The 14487-nt window shown below is 59.3% G+C and carries 18 protein-coding genes; 9 read left to right on the forward strand and 9 right to left on the reverse strand.

All coding sequences use genetic code 11. The features are described 5' to 3' along the window. Positions 1-101: 101 nt before the first annotated feature. On the forward strand, positions 102-1943 hold the full coding sequence (locus NSJP_RS12575) for a glycoside hydrolase family 15 protein (protein ID WP_080887230.1): 1842 nt from the start codon (positions 102-104) through the stop codon (positions 1941-1943). A gap of 61 nt (positions 1944-2004) precedes the next feature. On the opposite strand, the gene NSJP_RS12580 is transcribed toward NSJP_RS12575, so the two are convergent. Both NSJP_RS12580 and NSJP_RS12585 read right to left on the reverse strand, forming a co-directional pair. Next, positions 2005-2496, reverse strand: a complete 492-nt coding sequence (locus NSJP_RS12580) for a PH domain-containing protein (RefSeq protein WP_080887231.1) — start codon at positions 2494-2496, stop codon at positions 2005-2007. 86 nt (positions 2497-2582) lie between these two features. Continuing rightward, positions 2583-3890, reverse strand: coding sequence for a hypothetical protein (locus NSJP_RS12585; protein ID WP_080887232.1), 1308 nt, complete (start codon positions 3888-3890; stop codon positions 2583-2585). Positions 3891-4165: 275 nt separating this feature from the next. Here NSJP_RS12585 and NSJP_RS12595 point away from each other — a divergent pair, with 275 nt between their 5' ends. Beyond that, positions 4166-4762 (forward strand): YqgE/AlgH family protein, encoded by a 597-nt coding sequence (locus tag NSJP_RS12595; RefSeq protein WP_231989379.1) that lies wholly within the window; start codon positions 4166-4168, stop codon positions 4760-4762. Between the two features lie 15 nt (positions 4763-4777). Here the strand turns inward: NSJP_RS12595 and NSJP_RS12600 are convergent, their stop codons facing one another. Further along, positions 4778-5104: a PilZ domain-containing protein gene (locus tag NSJP_RS12600; RefSeq protein ID WP_172834322.1), complete on the reverse strand. Its 327-nt coding sequence runs from the start codon at positions 5102-5104 to the stop codon at positions 4778-4780. Between the two features lie 431 nt (positions 5105-5535). Here NSJP_RS12600 and NSJP_RS12605 point away from each other — a divergent pair, with 431 nt between their 5' ends. Continuing rightward, the gene (locus NSJP_RS12605) at positions 5536-6201 is read left to right on the forward strand and encodes a hypothetical protein (RefSeq protein ID WP_172834323.1); all 666 of its coding nucleotides are present in this window, start codon (positions 5536-5538) and stop codon (positions 6199-6201) included. 89 nt (positions 6202-6290) lie between these two features. Here NSJP_RS12605 and NSJP_RS12610 read toward each other — a convergent pair whose 3' ends face one another. Together NSJP_RS12610 and NSJP_RS12615 are read right to left on the reverse strand one after the other, a co-directional pair. After that, on the reverse strand, positions 6291-6788 hold the full coding sequence (locus tag NSJP_RS12610; RefSeq protein WP_080887237.1) for an FKBP-type peptidyl-prolyl cis-trans isomerase: 498 nt from the start codon (positions 6786-6788) through the stop codon (positions 6291-6293). A gap of 332 nt (positions 6789-7120) precedes the next feature. Next, positions 7121-7477 carry a PilZ domain-containing protein gene (locus NSJP_RS12615; protein WP_080887238.1) on the reverse strand — a complete coding sequence of 119 codons (357 nt, stop codon included), beginning with the start codon at positions 7475-7477 and terminating at the stop codon, positions 7121-7123. Between the two features lie 422 nt (positions 7478-7899). Here NSJP_RS12615 and NSJP_RS12620 point away from each other — a divergent pair, with 422 nt between their 5' ends. The 3 genes from NSJP_RS12620 to NSJP_RS12630 are packed head-to-tail and all read left to right on the forward strand — an operon-like array spanning position 7900 to position 9272. After that, complete coding sequence (locus tag NSJP_RS12620) at positions 7900-8346, forward strand: cupin domain-containing protein (RefSeq protein WP_155970161.1); 447 nt, start codon at positions 7900-7902, stop codon at positions 8344-8346. 25 nt (positions 8347-8371) lie between these two features. Further along, entirely contained in the window at positions 8372-8965 is a 594-nt protein-coding gene (locus NSJP_RS12625; RefSeq protein WP_172834324.1) for a DedA family protein, read from the forward strand. 34 nt (positions 8966-8999) lie between these two features. Next, positions 9000-9272, forward strand: coding sequence for a hypothetical protein (locus NSJP_RS12630; RefSeq protein ID WP_080887240.1), 273 nt, complete (start codon positions 9000-9002; stop codon positions 9270-9272). Positions 9273-9358: 86 nt separating this feature from the next. On the opposite strand, the gene NSJP_RS12635 is transcribed toward NSJP_RS12630, so the two are convergent. Further along, a complete protein-coding gene (locus NSJP_RS12635; RefSeq protein WP_080887241.1) occupies positions 9359-10519 on the reverse strand; it encodes a RuBisCO large subunit C-terminal-like domain-containing protein in 1161 nt (386 codons plus the stop codon). 117 nt (positions 10520-10636) lie between these two features. On the opposite strand from NSJP_RS12635, the gene NSJP_RS12640 reads away from it, so the two are divergent. Next, the gene (locus tag NSJP_RS12640) at positions 10637-11284 is read left to right on the forward strand and encodes a DUF7002 family protein (RefSeq protein WP_080887242.1); all 648 of its coding nucleotides are present in this window, start codon (positions 10637-10639) and stop codon (positions 11282-11284) included. A 44-nt stretch (positions 11285-11328) separates the two neighbouring features. On the opposite strand, the gene NSJP_RS12645 is transcribed toward NSJP_RS12640, so the two are convergent. The 3 genes from NSJP_RS12645 to NSJP_RS12655 form a co-directional block, all read right to left on the reverse strand. After that, positions 11329-12348 carry a glycoside hydrolase family 3 N-terminal domain-containing protein gene (locus NSJP_RS12645; RefSeq protein WP_080888588.1) on the reverse strand — a complete coding sequence of 340 codons (1020 nt, stop codon included), beginning with the start codon at positions 12346-12348 and terminating at the stop codon, positions 11329-11331. Between the two features lie 23 nt (positions 12349-12371). Further along, positions 12372-12968 (reverse strand): hypothetical protein, encoded by a 597-nt coding sequence (locus NSJP_RS12650; RefSeq protein WP_080887243.1) that lies wholly within the window; start codon positions 12966-12968, stop codon positions 12372-12374. A 106-nt stretch (positions 12969-13074) separates the two neighbouring features. Continuing rightward, positions 13075-13350 (reverse strand): hypothetical protein, encoded by a 276-nt coding sequence (locus NSJP_RS12655; RefSeq protein ID WP_080887244.1) that lies wholly within the window; start codon positions 13348-13350, stop codon positions 13075-13077. A gap of 408 nt (positions 13351-13758) precedes the next feature. Between NSJP_RS12655 and NSJP_RS12665 the strand changes: the two genes are divergently transcribed. Both NSJP_RS12665 and NSJP_RS12670 read left to right on the forward strand, forming a co-directional pair. Beyond that, entirely contained in the window at positions 13759-14076 is a 318-nt protein-coding gene (locus NSJP_RS12665) for a hypothetical protein (RefSeq protein ID WP_080887246.1), read from the forward strand. Positions 14077-14132: 56 nt separating this feature from the next. Continuing rightward, a complete protein-coding gene (locus NSJP_RS12670; protein WP_080887247.1) occupies positions 14133-14480 on the forward strand; it encodes a c-type cytochrome in 348 nt (115 codons plus the stop codon). The last annotated feature ends 7 nt before the right edge of the window (positions 14481-14487 follow it).

Here is a 14487-nt window from a genome sequence, read left to right on the forward strand (position 1 = left end):
CCTCCGACGAGAATCCGGGCTTGCTATTGCGTTTCCCGGCAGTCCACGATGGGTACGGAGACGAACGAATCGATCGAACGCACAAGGAGTCGAATCGTCACATGGCCTATTTACCGATCGAGCACTACGGCATTATCGGAAACATGCGTACGGCGGCTCTCATCAGCCTGAACGGATCCATCGATTGGCTCTGTATTCCGGCATTCGATTCGCCAAGCGTGTTTGCCGCCCTCTTGGACGACGGAAAGGGTGGACGGTTCGAGATTGCCCCGAATGATCCGGCCGCGCGGACCAAGCAGTTTTATTGGTCGGAAACCAACGTCCTGGTCACCCGCTTTCTCTCGCCCGACGGCGTCGGAGAGATCGAAGATTTCATGCCGACCGGCTTGCCGACGGAATCACCCTGGCATGATCAGTTGGTCCGTCGCGTGAAAGTGACGCGCGGGTCGCTGGCTTTCAAGATGACGTGTCAACCTGCGCTGGACTATGCGCGCGCGGCTCACCGAACGGCGATCGGGACACACGGCGCCGTCTTCGAGGGAGCGCCGCTCTCCCTCGGCTTGTCGAGCAGCGTGCCCCTTCAGGCGGTCGGCGACGCGGCGGTTTCGACGTTCGTTCTCCAAGAAGGACAGGAAGCGGTCTTCGTGCTGCATCGGCTGCAAGCCGGCGAAGCCTGCCGGCGAGGCCCTTCCGCCGCCGAAACACAGCAGATCTTCGACCATACGGTGGACTACTGGCATGGGTGGCTTTCAAAGTGTACCTATACCGGACGCTGGCGCGAAATGGTCTATCGCTCCGCGTTGACGCTCAAGTTGATGACCTACGAACCGACGGGAGCGATCGTGGCGGCGCCGACGTGCAGCCTGCCCGAATCGATCGGCGGAGGGCGGAACTGGGACTACCGCTATACCTGGATGCGCGACGCCGCCTTCACGCTCTATGGATTGCTCCGGATCGGGTTCACCGAGGAAGCTCATGCCTTCATGCGATGGCTCGAAGCCAGGGCTGGCGAGGTCGAAGCCGACGGGTCGCTCCAAATCGTCTACGGCATCGACGGACGACATGATCTCAAGGAGGAGGTCCTGGGTCACCTCGACGGCTATCGGGGTTCGCGGCCCGTGAGGATCGGCAACGGGGCCTACCAGCAGCTGCAGTTGGATATCTACGGCGAGCTGTTCGACTGTCTCTATCTGTACAACAAGTACGTCATGCCGATCGGTTTCGATGCCTGGCTGCGCATTCGTCGGCGTCTCAATTGGCTCTGTGACAACTGGCAGCAACCCGACGAGGGGATTTGGGAAGTCCGCGGCGGCCGGCGGCATTTCGTCTATTCGAAGCTGATGTGCTGGGTGGCCATGGATCGAGGCCTGCGACTGGCCGGCAAACGGTCGTTTCCCGCAGACCAGGAACGGTGGATGCAGGCTCGAGACCAGATCTACGAAGAAATCATGTCGAAAGGCTGGAGCCGAAAACGCGAGGCATTCGTCCAGCATTATGACGGCGAGGCACTCGATGCGTCGAATCTCATCATGCCGCTGGTGTTTTTCATGGCGCCCAACGATCCCCGCATGCTGAGCACGTTGAAGGCGATCAATCGTTCTCCGAAAGACGGAGGGCTGGTCTCCGACGGTCTCGTGTATCGGTATGACAGCGAGACGGGAAGCGACGGCCTCCAAGGACGGGAAGGAACCTTCACCATGTGTTCGTTCTGGCTCGTGGAGGCGCTGACCAGGGCCGGACGTTTCGATCCATGTAAACTGGCGGAGGCCAGGCAGCTATTCGAACGGATGCTGGGGCACGCGAACCATGTCGGCCTGTATGCCGAAGAAATCGGCGAGAGCGGAGAGGCACTCGGCAATTTTCCTCAAGCCTTCACGCACATCGCCTTGATCAGCGCCGCGTTCAATTTGGATCGGGCACTGGACGGCGGTCGCCCAGGTTGATCATGCTAGTGGGAAGGGCGGCGCGGTCCGAAATCGCCTGTGGCGATGATCTGTAAGCTGGTCAGGCCTGGGGTCGCCCGCCGGGCCGCCGTTCCTCAAAGGCGACGGCCGCCGCTTCGATGGCTTTGCGGAATTCGAGCGGTGCGTGGATTCCGGCGAAGGTTTCCCTCGTGGATCCGGTGCCCGTCACGTAGATCGTGCCGAAATTGAAAAGGCGGCCCCAGAGCGTTTGCTCGACGCCGATGTTCTCGACTTTGGTGAGAAGCGTTTCGAGGGTGTGACGCCCCACGATGCCGGTTTTGATCAAGACGCGCTTGTCGCTCACGGCAAATTCGGAGCAGCGCCAGGTCAGGTAGGCTGAAAGCACGGTGCCGGCGGGAATGACCAGGATGAGGAGCGACCAGTAAGGGTCGAATCCCTGATTGATCGCCAGCCCGACGAAGGCGAGGCCGAGGATCGTCAGCAGGACGGGACCGACGAAGAGTTTCCAATGCAGACGCGCGCGGTAATGCACTCGCTCGCCCGGCAGGAGATTGTCATCAACGTATCCCATGGCGATCTTCTTAGCAGAGCTGCTGTGCGATTGCCAATAACGTTCGGCAGGTGACCGCCTCGATCCGCCACGACATCCGGCCTGGGCTAACGATGTCCCCCGCTGTGACCGCCGCCGCCGCCGGCCCGCCCGAACGCGCGTCCCCCCTGATGGTGTTGGTGAGGGACGGTGTACGGAGCACGGAGGATCGGAGGATTGGGTTGCGCCATATGCGGAGGGTGAATTTGCTGGAGCGTGGGAGGCAACGGGGACGGCAACGGCGGCAAGGGAGCAAGCGACGGCCCCCGATGCATTTGGGCATTGGTCACGGCATTGGAAGAGGCAGGAGGAAGCGCTTGTGTCGGGATCGGAGGCCGCATGGCGTTCGTGCCGGCCGCCGCCGAGGGAAAGGATGGAGAAGTCGGTGCGGGTGTGGGCGCCGGGGGAACGAGCAATGAGCCGGAGGACGGTGCCGAAAAAGTCGCAGCAGGAGGTGCGGGGGGCAAGCCGGCCGATTGAGCTGCGATCACCTGTTGCACCGTGGGAAGGTGGCGATTGTGCGGTTGAAGGCGTTGTGCTTGCACCAGCAGTCCGCGGACCTGCTGCAGGCCGATCGACGGAGACGGATAGACTCCCGGCGTCACATACACCCAATCAGTCCAAGCTTGAGACACCAGCGCATTGGCCTGGATTTGGTTCAACAGGTCCTCCCGTTGACGGCTTACCTGCTGCACTTCTTCGGGTGAGACGGCCGCGGCCAGGATCTGATTCGCGGCGTCCAGTTGCTGGCGCAACTGGTCCGTTTCCGACCGCAGCGCAAGGAGTTCGGTCTTCGCGCTCTCATTTTCGTGAAGGGCCATGATGGCTTGCGCCACTTCATCCGGGTCGACTTGGGCGGTCAAATCGGCTCGGATGACAATGGTGTCTCCATCGAGAGCGGTGCTGATCTTTTGATCGACGACCATGACGATTCCGGCTGTGTACGTGCGGATTTCGTCCCTGGTGAGTTCCATCCCCGTCACCTCGGTGATGCTTTCCAGATAGGTCGCCACCTGTTCAAGCGCCTGCCGCTTGGCCGCTTCGACCGCCAGGCGGGTTGCGTCACTTTTTGTATCGTGATCTCCCATGCGGTATTCACCGCTTGCCGTCACCACGCGGACATTCTCGGAAGGGGGCCGTTGCGCGGCCGGTACGACCGGCGGATTTGAGACGGAGCCGAGATCGAGCTGGGTGACCCGGCTCTGGTACTTTTCCGGAATCGAGCTCGACTCGGTGGTGAAGTTCTGCGTGCCGGAATCGTCGGTATAGGTGTAGATCGTCGTGGCGGCGGAAACGGGCGATTCGAGGGCGACAAGGGCGGCGATGACAGGACAGAGCCAGAACTGGAATCCAAGTCGGCCGTACCAGGTCAACATCCCTGTCCTCTTATACGATCATGACCAGCTTAACACAGAGGCAGGGTCTTGAGCCGATCAAGGCCGTGCGCGTCGTAGCGTCTATGCCGGTCATGGAATCGTGGCGAACCATTCCCTTCGCGAGTTGACAGCCGCATTCCGTGCATCGTAGCCTGAGCCCGTCGCATCCCTTCCAGGCACTTTCGACATCAGGGGTCGTGATCATGCCCCTCTCCATTTCAACACTTCGGTCGTCGGTAGCTCTCGCTCTCACGCGGGGAGCGACCGCTGGGGGAATGGTCGCCTGGGCGCTGTCGGCCGTTCTGTTTGCGGCGCAGGCCGATGCGGACGGGACTTTTGGTCCGTCGTCCGTCAAGAGGGGCGTTCTCCTGGTAGCCAGTCCGACGCTCGGGGATCCGAATTTTCGGGAGTCGGTCGTCCTCATCGTCGAACATGGTGAAGAAGGGACGCTGGGAGTCATTCTGAACCGTCCGACCGAAGTTCTGCTCTCCGAAGTCCTGCCCGACATCGCGGCTCTCAAGGGAACGCGCTACCAGTTGTTTGCAGGCGGTCCGGTGCAACCGGCTCAACTGCTCATGCTGTTTCGTCTGAAAGAGCCTCAGGCCTATGCGCGGTCAGTATTCGACGGGGTATATGTAGGAGGCACGCCTGAGATACTGGAGCGTGTCATCAGGCAGCCCAAACCGACCGAGACGTTCAAGGCTTTTGCCGGATCCGCCGGATGGGCTCCGGGGCAATTGGCTTATGAAATGCATCAAGGGGCATGGGCCGTACTCGCCCCCGACGCGGCCGGTATTTTCGATCGCAAACCCTCTACCCTCTGGCGCGATTGTCTCGATCGACTTCAAGCTCCCAGGGCGATCGGCTACTGAACCGGCGCACAGGGCTTAACTGGCTCTCCTCGTCAGCCGCTGCAAGGTGCGGTTCAACTTCGTTTGATAAGTCGTCGAGACCGCCTGAAATTCGACGCCGATTTGGCGTGCGTGACACCACCTGACCACGGCCTGTTCGATCAAAATCAGGGTGCTGCCCTCCAAGAAGCACAGAAGGAGGTTCACTTTCATCCCGGCAGAGAGCTGTAATGGGCTTTCAAGACGGCAGCCCGCACGGGAAAGGTCCAATGATTTGGTGATGAGGTGGGGGTAGTCCTGGTAGGAAACCGTTCCGGTAAACGCGACAGGGAATCGAGGTTCTATTCTCAAGGTGCGACACATGCCTTTCTGCAGCGGCAGCTGCATAATACCGTATTAATTATTGTCATGATGATGACGATTCAATGAATCGGCTGCCGATGCAGAGCTGATGCCAGTGATTAAGGGCAAACTATACATATGTTTCCTAATGATTTCGTACTTTCACCGTTGGAAAGTGGAAAGACCGGGTCATTCATGCCACAGAGGTGAAGGGAATTGAGAACGGTTGCAGGCTTGAGAGAGTCTTGACGCTCATTGATCCCGAGCGTAGGTTTTTACCAGGAACGGAACAGCGGCTCGGCAGGAGGGATGCCGGCCAGACGGAAACTTCGCATCGTGTAAGCCCGTTCATCATGACGGATATATCCATGGGGACTCTGAAAACTCGGTCAAGGAGCGATGTCGGGCAACCGGTCCGAAGACTGAACCGTGTGCCGGGAGGGCGGCCTGCCGTGGCCGCCAGCATCGGCCTTTTGATGATCGCTCCCTGTTCCCTTTATGCGGAGATTCCCTTGGACCACATGGCTGGATCCGTGGATGCGATGGTTCCCCATCAGCGGCATCTTGGTCCCCATATGAGATGGACGTCCCTACGGCCGGTCGAATCCGGGGATGAGCGACGTGCCGATCAGATCGTACAAGTGTTGCGTAGTGCGATCGAAAAATACCGGGACTACCGGGTGGCCGAGAGCGACGGCTTTGTGCTCCTGCACCCCGAGCGAACGGCGAAGCATTACCATTTTGCCAATAGGGATCATCGCCAACGGGCCAGAAGCGCCTTTGATGCAGCCGAACCGACAGCGCTTCTCTATAAAAAGAACGGGGAGGGGTATGAGTTGGAGGGTGCGATGTATACCGCGCCAAAGGATATGGACGAAGATCAGTTGAACCGGCGAATCCCGCTGAGCATTGCCCAATGGCACGCCCATATCAATATATGCCTGGCTCCGGACGGCAGCAGGAACCGCATGAGCCGCCGTTCATTCGGCTTCAAGGGAACGATTGTTCTGGAATCGGAATGCCGTGAGGCCGGCGGGCAATTCGTCTCTCAGGCGGGTGGATGGATGATTCATGTTTACCCATTTGAATCCACCCGAGGCAGGATCTGGACTCATTGATGATCTAACGCGTATTGGTTTTGGGCGGGGAGTGCCGCCGGAATGCCGGTTTCACGCACGCACTCCGGCGGTTTGATTCTCGGTCCACCTCACGACGGATTGTCGACCTCCAAGACCGTCAGTGTGACGTTCAGCGGCTTGCCGGCTAGCGGATGGTTGAAATCGACCACCGCCCCAGACTCGGACAGCTGTGTCACCGTAGCATGTCGTCCCGACTGATCTTCCAGGACGTCGCCTGGTTTCGTGCCTTCCGGTAGCTCGTTGGCTGATACGACGGTTTTCTTCCGCGGATCATACTGCCCAAACCCCTGATCAGGTGTCAGGTCGATTTGCGCTTTGTCCCCGCGCTTCATGCCGGCCATGGCTTTTTCCAGTGCCGGCAACATTTGATGCCGTCCCTGGACAAATTGGCTCAGGTCTCTGACCTCAAACTCCTCATTGCCCGGTACTGTGATTTGATACAGCAGCGTGACGGTCGATCCCTCCCTGATGGGGAGAGACTCACCGGCTCCGGCTTGAGGCAAGCCGGTCATATTGACTGCCACCGCTGCGATGGCCGCAATCATCACATAGAACAACCTATTCATTGTGTCCTCCTCGGTTCATAGTGTGCGCCATTGTTTGACTATTCCCGCAAGTCGTTTGCCAGCCAGGAGAATGGCAAAAACGCACGAGCCAGTGAGGAGTTAGCTCAAGTGTTTTCCGGCTGACTCAGGCACGGATGGAGAAAGGAAGGTCGAGCTGCTGCATCGTGATCGCTAAGAACGCCCTATTCTTGCGGGGTTGCAAAGCGTGACAGTCTGTTCTGTCCAGAAACAGAATGCGCAAGCATGGAGCCTCTCCCTGACGGCGGTTCCTGCTCAAGGTCGTTGTTTATGTATGGATGGGAGAGGCGGCGAGACCGGCAGCATCGAGTCGATCACATGGTGTTGGTGGAGGGAGGACAGGGGTACTCGTTACCCACGGTGGTTTCGAAGCGCTGGAGAGTCCGGTCCAACCGCTCACGGTGAGGCGAGGAGAGTGACTGAAATTCGAGCCCCATGTCGCGGACGCCACACCACCGCACGACCGCTTGCTCAATGAGGATCGGAGAATCGCCTTCCGGAAGCGACAGCAGGAGATTGACCTTCATTCCGGCATACGCTTCAAAAGGACTTTCGAGCCGGCAGCCTTTTCGTGACAGATCGAAGGACTTGGTAATTTGGTGCAGGCGGTTTTGATATCCGAGTGTGCCGAAAAAGGAAACCGGGAAGCGGGGTTGTTGGCGGATGACCATAATGATTCCTCTCTGGCGATCGACTGCGGAATTGCAATGACCTCACAGAGCCAGCATGCAGAGCCGATGCCCGAAAGGTCATGCTGTCTTGCTTGATTTTTCTACGATTCCCCTTTCCAGGCCAAGTTGTCCCGTCCATTCGTGGCCACTGGTGAAGGCCATGGAGAACGTTCTCATAGGCCGTCTCCGCCGGATCTTCGTGTTCGACCAATGCCTGCCGGTTGTTGACACAGGACATCGCACAAAGTAGCCTGCCCGCTCGTTCTGTCGGTCGATTACCCAGACCCCATGGAGGGTCGCGACAGCCGTAAGCTCAACCAAGAGCGATGACCGTAGAGGGCAGGCCGGGATCTACACCGCAATCGTTACGGCTCCCATCGGAGCCATGCACATGCCAACCTTCAGCTCTATGAGGACGACATATGATGATCACTGTTGAGTCAACTCCTGAACGTCCGGTCCCCGGGGTCACGATTCTGGCGGTTCTCGTTTTGGCACTGGTAATCCCGTCGGCCCTGTTTGCAGGAAGTCCCACATCGATGCTCATTCGGCAAGACCTGCCGGACCTACCGGGAAAGGTGGCGACGGTGTTGACCGTCCAGTACGCACCGGGAACGGCATCCGATGCGCATCAACATCCAGGTTCAGTGTTCGCATATGTCCTGGAGGGGGCGGTGGTGAGTCAATTGGAAGGAGAAAAGCCGGTGACGTACACAGCCGGGCAAAGCTGGTATGAACCTCCGGGGCAAGCTCACGTGGTGCTGAGGAATGCCAGCCGGGAGGAGACGGCCAAGATTCTCGTCTTTATTCTGACGCAGGAGGGGGAGGAGCTGAAATCACCGGTGAAATTGTCCGATGTCGGGAAATAGAATCCCGGGAGAAGCATCCTGCGCCATGGAAACCGGGCTTCATTGGATTGAGCAGTACGGATACGGAGGTCTGTTCATTCTACTGATGCTGGGTGTGCTGGGTCTTCCGGTGTCGGATGAAACGCTCTTGGTGTTCGCCGGTTATTTGAGTGCGAAGGGTACCTTGCGGATCGAACCCGCCTTCATTGCGGCGTTCCTCGGCAGTGTGGCAGGAATCAGTCTCAGTTATGCGATCGGGCGGTTCGTCGGTCTTCCGGCCATCGAAAAGTTCGGCCATCTGATCCATATGAAGCCGGAGCACCTGACCGCTTCCCGGCGATGGGTCGAACGTTGGGGAAAGTATTCCCTCCTCGTTGCCTATTTCATTCCCGGCATCCGGCATCTGGCCGCCCTCCTGTTCGGTGCCGCAAAGCTTTCTCCAGGCGTGTTCGCCAGGTTCGCCTATGCGGGGGCATTGGTATGGTCTGCCAGTTTCATCGGTCTCGGATACGCCGCGGGAGAGGAGTGGACCAAGTTCTCCCCGCTGATTCATCGGACGTTGACGGTCGTCGTCCTGTTGATGTTGTTCGCTCTGTCGATCACCTTGTCGGTCTGTCTCATACGACGGGTGAACCGATAACCTGCCGTCCAATGTATTACGAGAGGAAACGGTCATGAAACGATTGGCGTTGCCGGCAGTTCTCCTGCTGGTCAGTGTTTCCACCGGTCATGCGGAAAGTCTGTGCCGGCAATGCTTCGATGCCGCCAAGCAAGAACTGAAAAAATGCATGGAGGCGGCCATCAGCGCGGAGGACAAGGCCACGTGTCACCAGAAACATGATGCCAAGTCCACAACCTGCGAAGAAGGAGAATGCAAACTGGAGCAGGCGGCCAAACCAAGCTTGAAGGACAAACCGGCTTCCGAACCGCTTCCGGAGCGAAAATAATCGGGCACCCGGGGGGCATGCTGCCGTCAGCAAGGAGAGGGTTGGCCTCCATACTTCGACATCGGAGACGCGCGGGAGCCGATCCGTCACGCGTCAGCGCATCGATGGAGCTCTCGAACGAATCGCTCCGTTGCGGCCGCGAGACCGAGAGGGTCGGCTTGAATCCGGCTGCCGAGAATAAATACGACGTCCCGGCCGTAGAACGTCGTGAATTCAGCGATGTCCGGCGTGCCGATCCGTCCGGCCGCCGTCGGAGCCATGGGACGCACGTGTTCCCAGGCTGTCCGGCACGCCCGCGCCAACGCTGCACAGTCGTCTCTCGTCATCGCATAGCCGGTACGATAACCGGGATAGATGGACAGATCCGCGCCGGCGAGACGAGGGAGCTGACCATAGAGGGCTGCAGGGGCGATTCCGTGATCCCGATGGATCGTGTAACTGCCCAGCAGCGCGGGGTGGCTCGCGATGGGCAGCGCAAGCGTCTCATCCTCAGCCAGGAAGCGGAGCGCGTCGAATCCGGTCAGCCCCGGCGCCACCAGCAGCCCTCCGGCGCCCCGTTTTTTGGCAAGCGCGGCGCGCGTTCTCATGACGTCGAGAGGACCGCTGACGTGGACCAAATAGGGACACGGCCGGCCTCGTTTCGCCGCGGCGGTGGACACCGCATCGGCGCATCGTGCGACGCGCTCGTCGAACGGACAGAACGGTTGATCGACCAGACCCTGGTCGTCTTTGATCAAGTCTGCGCCGCCCAGCACGAATTCCGTTGCCAGATCCGCCAACTCCCGCGGTGAGCGACCGAGCGGTTTCAGCACGGCGCAGACCAGTGAACGGTCCCGAATCCCGGTCAGTTCCCTGAGGCCCGCCATACCGAATCGTGGGCCTCGCCATTGCGGCAGGATGGAATCGGGAAGCTCCCACGAGATCAGCCGCACGCCGGGGCGCAGGCTGCTTGTGCCGAACAAGAGATTTAGCAGATCAGTGAGATGCCGTCCGATCAGGTCGGCGGCGTAACTGATCCGGACTTCATAGCCGCCGGTCGGTCGAGGTTGGAAGTCTTCGAGCCGGCCCACGATCCGATGCCGTAATTCAGCCGTCAGGATTTCGTCACTGGCTTCGACGGTCTGATCCAGGCAAATCAGTTCGGCCGTGGCCCGAGCCTCGGTCTCCGAACCGCCGGCGTGATACAGGGCGGTGACGCGTGCATTTGGAGACGGTGGTTTCGATTCAGCGGAGAGTCGTACGCTCATGAGCGATGTTCGCGCGAGCTGTCAGGGTACGCCGAAGGAAATGGAATTGCCAGCCCGTCTTGAAACTGCCGGGGCGAGCGGGTTCTCGGAATCGTGTGCCGCGTGAAGAGTAGAACGATGGCCAGGAGGCTCCCTCGCCATGTCTACCACCTGGCCGAAGCTGCGAATTGGCCCTCAATCCAGCGATACGGCCTGCTTCCCGCCCAGGTATTGGTCGACCGTTCAGGGATCAAGGGGCGGGAGCGAGCGCACCTGCTCGGAGAACAGCGGAAGCGGCACGTCGTCCTTGCGGGAGGCTATGAACTCCGGGATCAACGGCCGATGCCCCCAGAGGCATTGGCCAGATGTCTTGTTGGAATGACTCCCGCCGACTGGTACAGGCTGATCAATGCACATGTCTATTTTTGGCCGGACCATGCGCGGCTGAATCGGCAACGGACCGCTTGCGGTGTACGACCGCAGGTGGTGCTGGTGGTCGATGCCGAGTCCCTGGTCGCACGATACGGTAGCCGCACGGTCCTGACTCCCATCAATAGCGGACATGCCCGGCGCCGGCCGGCTGTGCGGGGAGCCGCGACTTTCGTACCCTACGAAGCATGGTTGGCAGACGGGTGGGCAAGCGAGGCAGCGGCTTTACAGCAAAAAACCAGGTCCTCTTCGCATCGGCCGGCCGAGCTTGCGGTAGAGGGACCGATCCTCGACATGACCCGCTATCTCGTCCGCGTTGTGGAACTGGCGGGCGACAGGCCGTTCGTCCCGGCGTGACTGCCGCGCGTTTCAGCGTTTGGGCGAAGAAGGTCTCAGGACAATCAGGTTCGGTTGAACCGTCTCTTTGCCTTGGCAACGCGCGCGACGGCCAGCCGAACTTGATCTGCGAGGAATGCGTCGGTTCGCATTTGCCGGCAGATCGCTTTGGCATAGGACAAGACCAACTCGTCTTCCGGCATCAAATTGTTTCCGATACAGAGCATGTCTAATCCGGCTCTCAATCCCACGGCGCAGGCTTCCCCGGTCTGGTACTTCTTTTGGAGGCCCTGCATGTGAAGATCGTCCGAGATAAGGAGGGCGCGCGGCAGACGTTGACGAAGCTTGGCTATGGCGATCGGAGACATGGAGACGGGGGTGCCTTCCTCCCACTGTCGGACGATGCCGTGACTGACCACGATACTTTCTCCAGATATGGACTCACCGAATTGATAGAAGAGCTCCAGTTGGTCATCGGAAATCGTGTCTGAGAGGTCGGTGAGTTCGCGATGGCTGTTGACGGTCGCTCCTCCCAAGCCGGGGAAATGCTTGAGGCTCAGGCCGATTCCTGCCGCCTTTGCGGCGGCATCGAGAATTCGTACGTTGTCGCGAACGATGGCAGGTTCGATGGAATAGGACCGTTCGACGGCTCCGATGTCCGGATTCAACGGATTGAAGTTCAAATCGATGACTGGTGCCAGGTTGTAATGAAATCCGAGGCGGGCCAGCTCCTGGAAACTGTCGCCGATCAACCGGCGTTTCTCTTCCGGAGGCAGCCGGCTGAACGTCTGCTGGCTGGGAAGCGGAGCGAAGCCTTGTTCATCCTTCAGGCGACGTACCCGGCCGCCTTCCTGATCGACGAAGAGCAGCGGTCCTGATGGCAGGGCGGAGATTTCGGCGCACAGATCCCGGACCTGCTCGGGATTGCGGATGTTATTGTCGTAGGTTTTGGTTTGACAGTTGAAGTCGAAAAGGATGACTCCACCGAGTCCGTGCGTGCCGGCAAACTGCCTGAGCCATGGCGGAATTTCCGTGCCTCGAAAGCCAAGAAGGAAGCAGTGACCGATCGCAGGCCGATCGTCCATGGAAGGAGGCACCGGCTCGGTCATCAGTAAGTCGCGCCGCCGAGGTCCTGTTCCGGAGCCATCTGTCCCTCGGAAAACTTCAAGGCAGAGGGGCGGTGCTCGAAGAAAATGATGCCGCGGTCCTTCATGCCCTCATACGTGAGGATGATCTCGCTGTCGTCCCCCTGCCAGTTGAGCTGCTGGACCGGGCCTTTTGAAATTTGACCGGGCGTCCGATCCAACGGTCCATAGAGGGATTGAAAGTACGAGACGATCCGTTCATGAGTTTCTTGTCCGTGATAGCGAATGACAACCCGAGCGAACTGCCCGTCGAAGGTCAGAAACCGCATGGAGTCCACTTTCGCGGTGCCGAGGTCCGGTGGGCCCTGCTGGAGCTCGTAACCCTTGATGTGTGCGCCGTTCTCGACAAGGAGAAATTCAGGCGTCTCGGAAAAGGCCGCTCCCCAGGGAATGCCTTCAAAGCCTTTGGGGTCGTTCACCATCGGGACGGCACAGGCAGGGAAAGGCAAGCAGGCGGTCCATACGGATAGCAGACACGCAATCAGAAACCCTGGAGTAAACAGCGACCGGCCAGCGCGGAACATGTCTGCCGCCGGGCCTTTCAACCAATGAACGATCATGAGACTCATCGGGCGCATACGGGGTGTGCGTGGAGTGACGAATCGCCGGGAACTGTAATAAAACAATAGGAGGTTCCCGGCGATAACGGCGATTGCGTGACGATGGCTACTTCGACTTTTCCTTCATCGCGTTGGCCTCGCCCTTGGCCCGTTCCATGCTGCCTTTGGCGTTGCCCTTGGCCCGTTCCGCTTCCGCACTCATCTTGTTGCCTTTGGCGTCCTCCACGGCGCCTTTCGTTTGTCCCTTGACCTCCTCGGTCGTCGCCTTGGCCTCGCCCTTCATCTTTTCCATTGTGGCGGATGTCTCTCCCGCGAGTGCGGGCGAGGCGAATGCGACCAATCCCAACAGAGCTGCCGCGATTCCCAATCCGGTATGTCTCATGACTCGGCCTCCTTTGGATGTTGGCGGACGATGGATAGCGGCGGTTCCTCCTGCTTGGTACGCCGCAATGAGGGAATATCGAGACACTGCACAAGCGGGGGGTGAACAGGAGAACTCGCAGGGGAGCATTGCGCGAGATCTGCAGACCGATCTGAGGAAATGAGGAATCCCACGCGAACGCCTCTTCAGGTTTCAGTGAAAAGTCTAAGCCATTGGGTGAAGCAAAAGCAAAACCAAAAAACGGATGCTTCGCCGGCGCACGTTGACGGGATGTTCGGCCCGCAATCCTGCGTCTTGCTGAAATCGTCCATCGTAATGGCCGTGTCCAGGGGGGTGGTTGTAGGCACAATTGACAAGGAGAGGAGGTGGTTTTAGTCTGTGAGCATAGACAGGATCGATGGGGACACTATGCCTATAGTCTATGCATTCCTGCTTCTGCTTGCGGCCGTGACGACGGTACAGGCACAACCCGTTTCTCAAACGACGATCAACGACGTCGTGAAAGGAGATGTGCTGTATTGGGAAGGGGAAGAATTGGTCGTTCGAGAAATATCCGGGCATGAAGTACGGATGCGTGTCACGGCGGACACAAAAATCGAGGGTGCGGCGGCGCGGCTCAAGACCGGCGACAAGATTGCCGCCCAGCTCGCAGCCGACGGGCACGCGACCACCATTACACTGCAGATTCCAGACGGCGATGCATCTACTGCCCCGCGGGCGCGGTAGTCGATACATGCCATAGCCAGAGACCTCACGAGCCTGTGAGGCATGAGGCCCCCACGATGAAAGATCGGATGGCTGTCTATGGCTTCCTCGCTGCTTGGATCTGGTGGGTGCTTCCCCCGGCGACGGCGCAATCCGGCGCCGGTCATGGGGACGTAGCGAAGGGCAAAGTCCTTTTCGAGCGCAATTGCGCCGGCTGCCATGGAGCCGAAGGAAAGGGAAACGGCTACAAGCTGCTCGGCCCTGATCCGGCGGATCTCACGTCCAGGCGGACAGCGGCCAAGTCGGACGGAGAACTGCTCAAGACCATTCATGACGGAAAACCCAACATGCCCGCCTGGAAGAATCTCCTCTCCGACGAGCAGGCGCGGGACGTTCTTGTGTACGTGAGGACATTGACCAAGTAACGGCAGT

This window comes from Nitrospira japonica, from assembly GCF_900169565.1.
In the GTDB taxonomy this organism is placed as follows: domain Bacteria; phylum Nitrospirota; class Nitrospiria; order Nitrospirales; family Nitrospiraceae; genus Nitrospira_C; species Nitrospira_C japonica_A.

Bases quoted from the DNA above. Each gene is read 5' to 3' on its own strand.
- NSJP_RS12665 (WP_080887246.1), top strand. From the start codon at position 13,759: ATGCCTATAGTCTATGCATTCCTGCTTCTGCTTGCGGCCGTGACGACG.
- NSJP_RS12580 (WP_080887231.1), bottom strand. From the start codon at position 2,496: ATGGGATACGTTGATGACAATCTCCTGCCGGGCGAGCGAGTGCATTAC.
- NSJP_RS12575 (WP_080887230.1), top strand. From the start codon at position 102: ATGGCCTATTTACCGATCGAGCACTACGGCATTATCGGAAACATGCGT.
- NSJP_RS12615 (WP_080887238.1), bottom strand. From the start codon at position 7,477: ATGGTCATCCGCCAACAACCCCGCTTCCCGGTTTCCTTTTTCGGCACA.
- NSJP_RS12600 (WP_172834322.1), bottom strand. From the start codon at position 5,104: ATGTGTCGCACCTTGAGAATAGAACCTCGATTCCCTGTCGCGTTTACC.
- NSJP_RS12640 (WP_080887242.1), top strand. From the start codon at position 10,637: ATGGCCAGGAGGCTCCCTCGCCATGTCTACCACCTGGCCGAAGCTGCG.
- NSJP_RS12595 (WP_231989379.1), top strand. From the start codon at position 4,166: ATGGTCGCCTGGGCGCTGTCGGCCGTTCTGTTTGCGGCGCAGGCCGAT.
- NSJP_RS12670 (WP_080887247.1), top strand. From the start codon at position 14,133: ATGAAAGATCGGATGGCTGTCTATGGCTTCCTCGCTGCTTGGATCTGG.
- NSJP_RS12655 (WP_080887244.1), bottom strand. From the start codon at position 13,350: ATGAGACATACCGGATTGGGAATCGCGGCAGCTCTGTTGGGATTGGTC.
- NSJP_RS12635 (WP_080887241.1), bottom strand. From the start codon at position 10,519: ATGAGCGTACGACTCTCCGCTGAATCGAAACCACCGTCTCCAAATGCA.
- NSJP_RS12620 (WP_155970161.1), top strand. From the start codon at position 7,900: ATGATGATCACTGTTGAGTCAACTCCTGAACGTCCGGTCCCCGGGGTC.
- NSJP_RS12585 (WP_080887232.1), bottom strand. From the start codon at position 3,890: ATGTTGACCTGGTACGGCCGACTTGGATTCCAGTTCTGGCTCTGTCCT.
- NSJP_RS12625 (WP_172834324.1), top strand. From the start codon at position 8,372: ATGGAAACCGGGCTTCATTGGATTGAGCAGTACGGATACGGAGGTCTG.
- NSJP_RS12630 (WP_080887240.1), top strand. From the start codon at position 9,000: ATGAAACGATTGGCGTTGCCGGCAGTTCTCCTGCTGGTCAGTGTTTCC.
- NSJP_RS12645 (WP_080888588.1), bottom strand. From the start codon at position 12,348: ATGGACGATCGGCCTGCGATCGGTCACTGCTTCCTTCTTGGCTTTCGA.
- NSJP_RS12650 (WP_080887243.1), bottom strand. From the start codon at position 12,968: ATGATCGTTCATTGGTTGAAAGGCCCGGCGGCAGACATGTTCCGCGCT.
- NSJP_RS12610 (WP_080887237.1), bottom strand. From the start codon at position 6,788: ATGAATAGGTTGTTCTATGTGATGATTGCGGCCATCGCAGCGGTGGCA.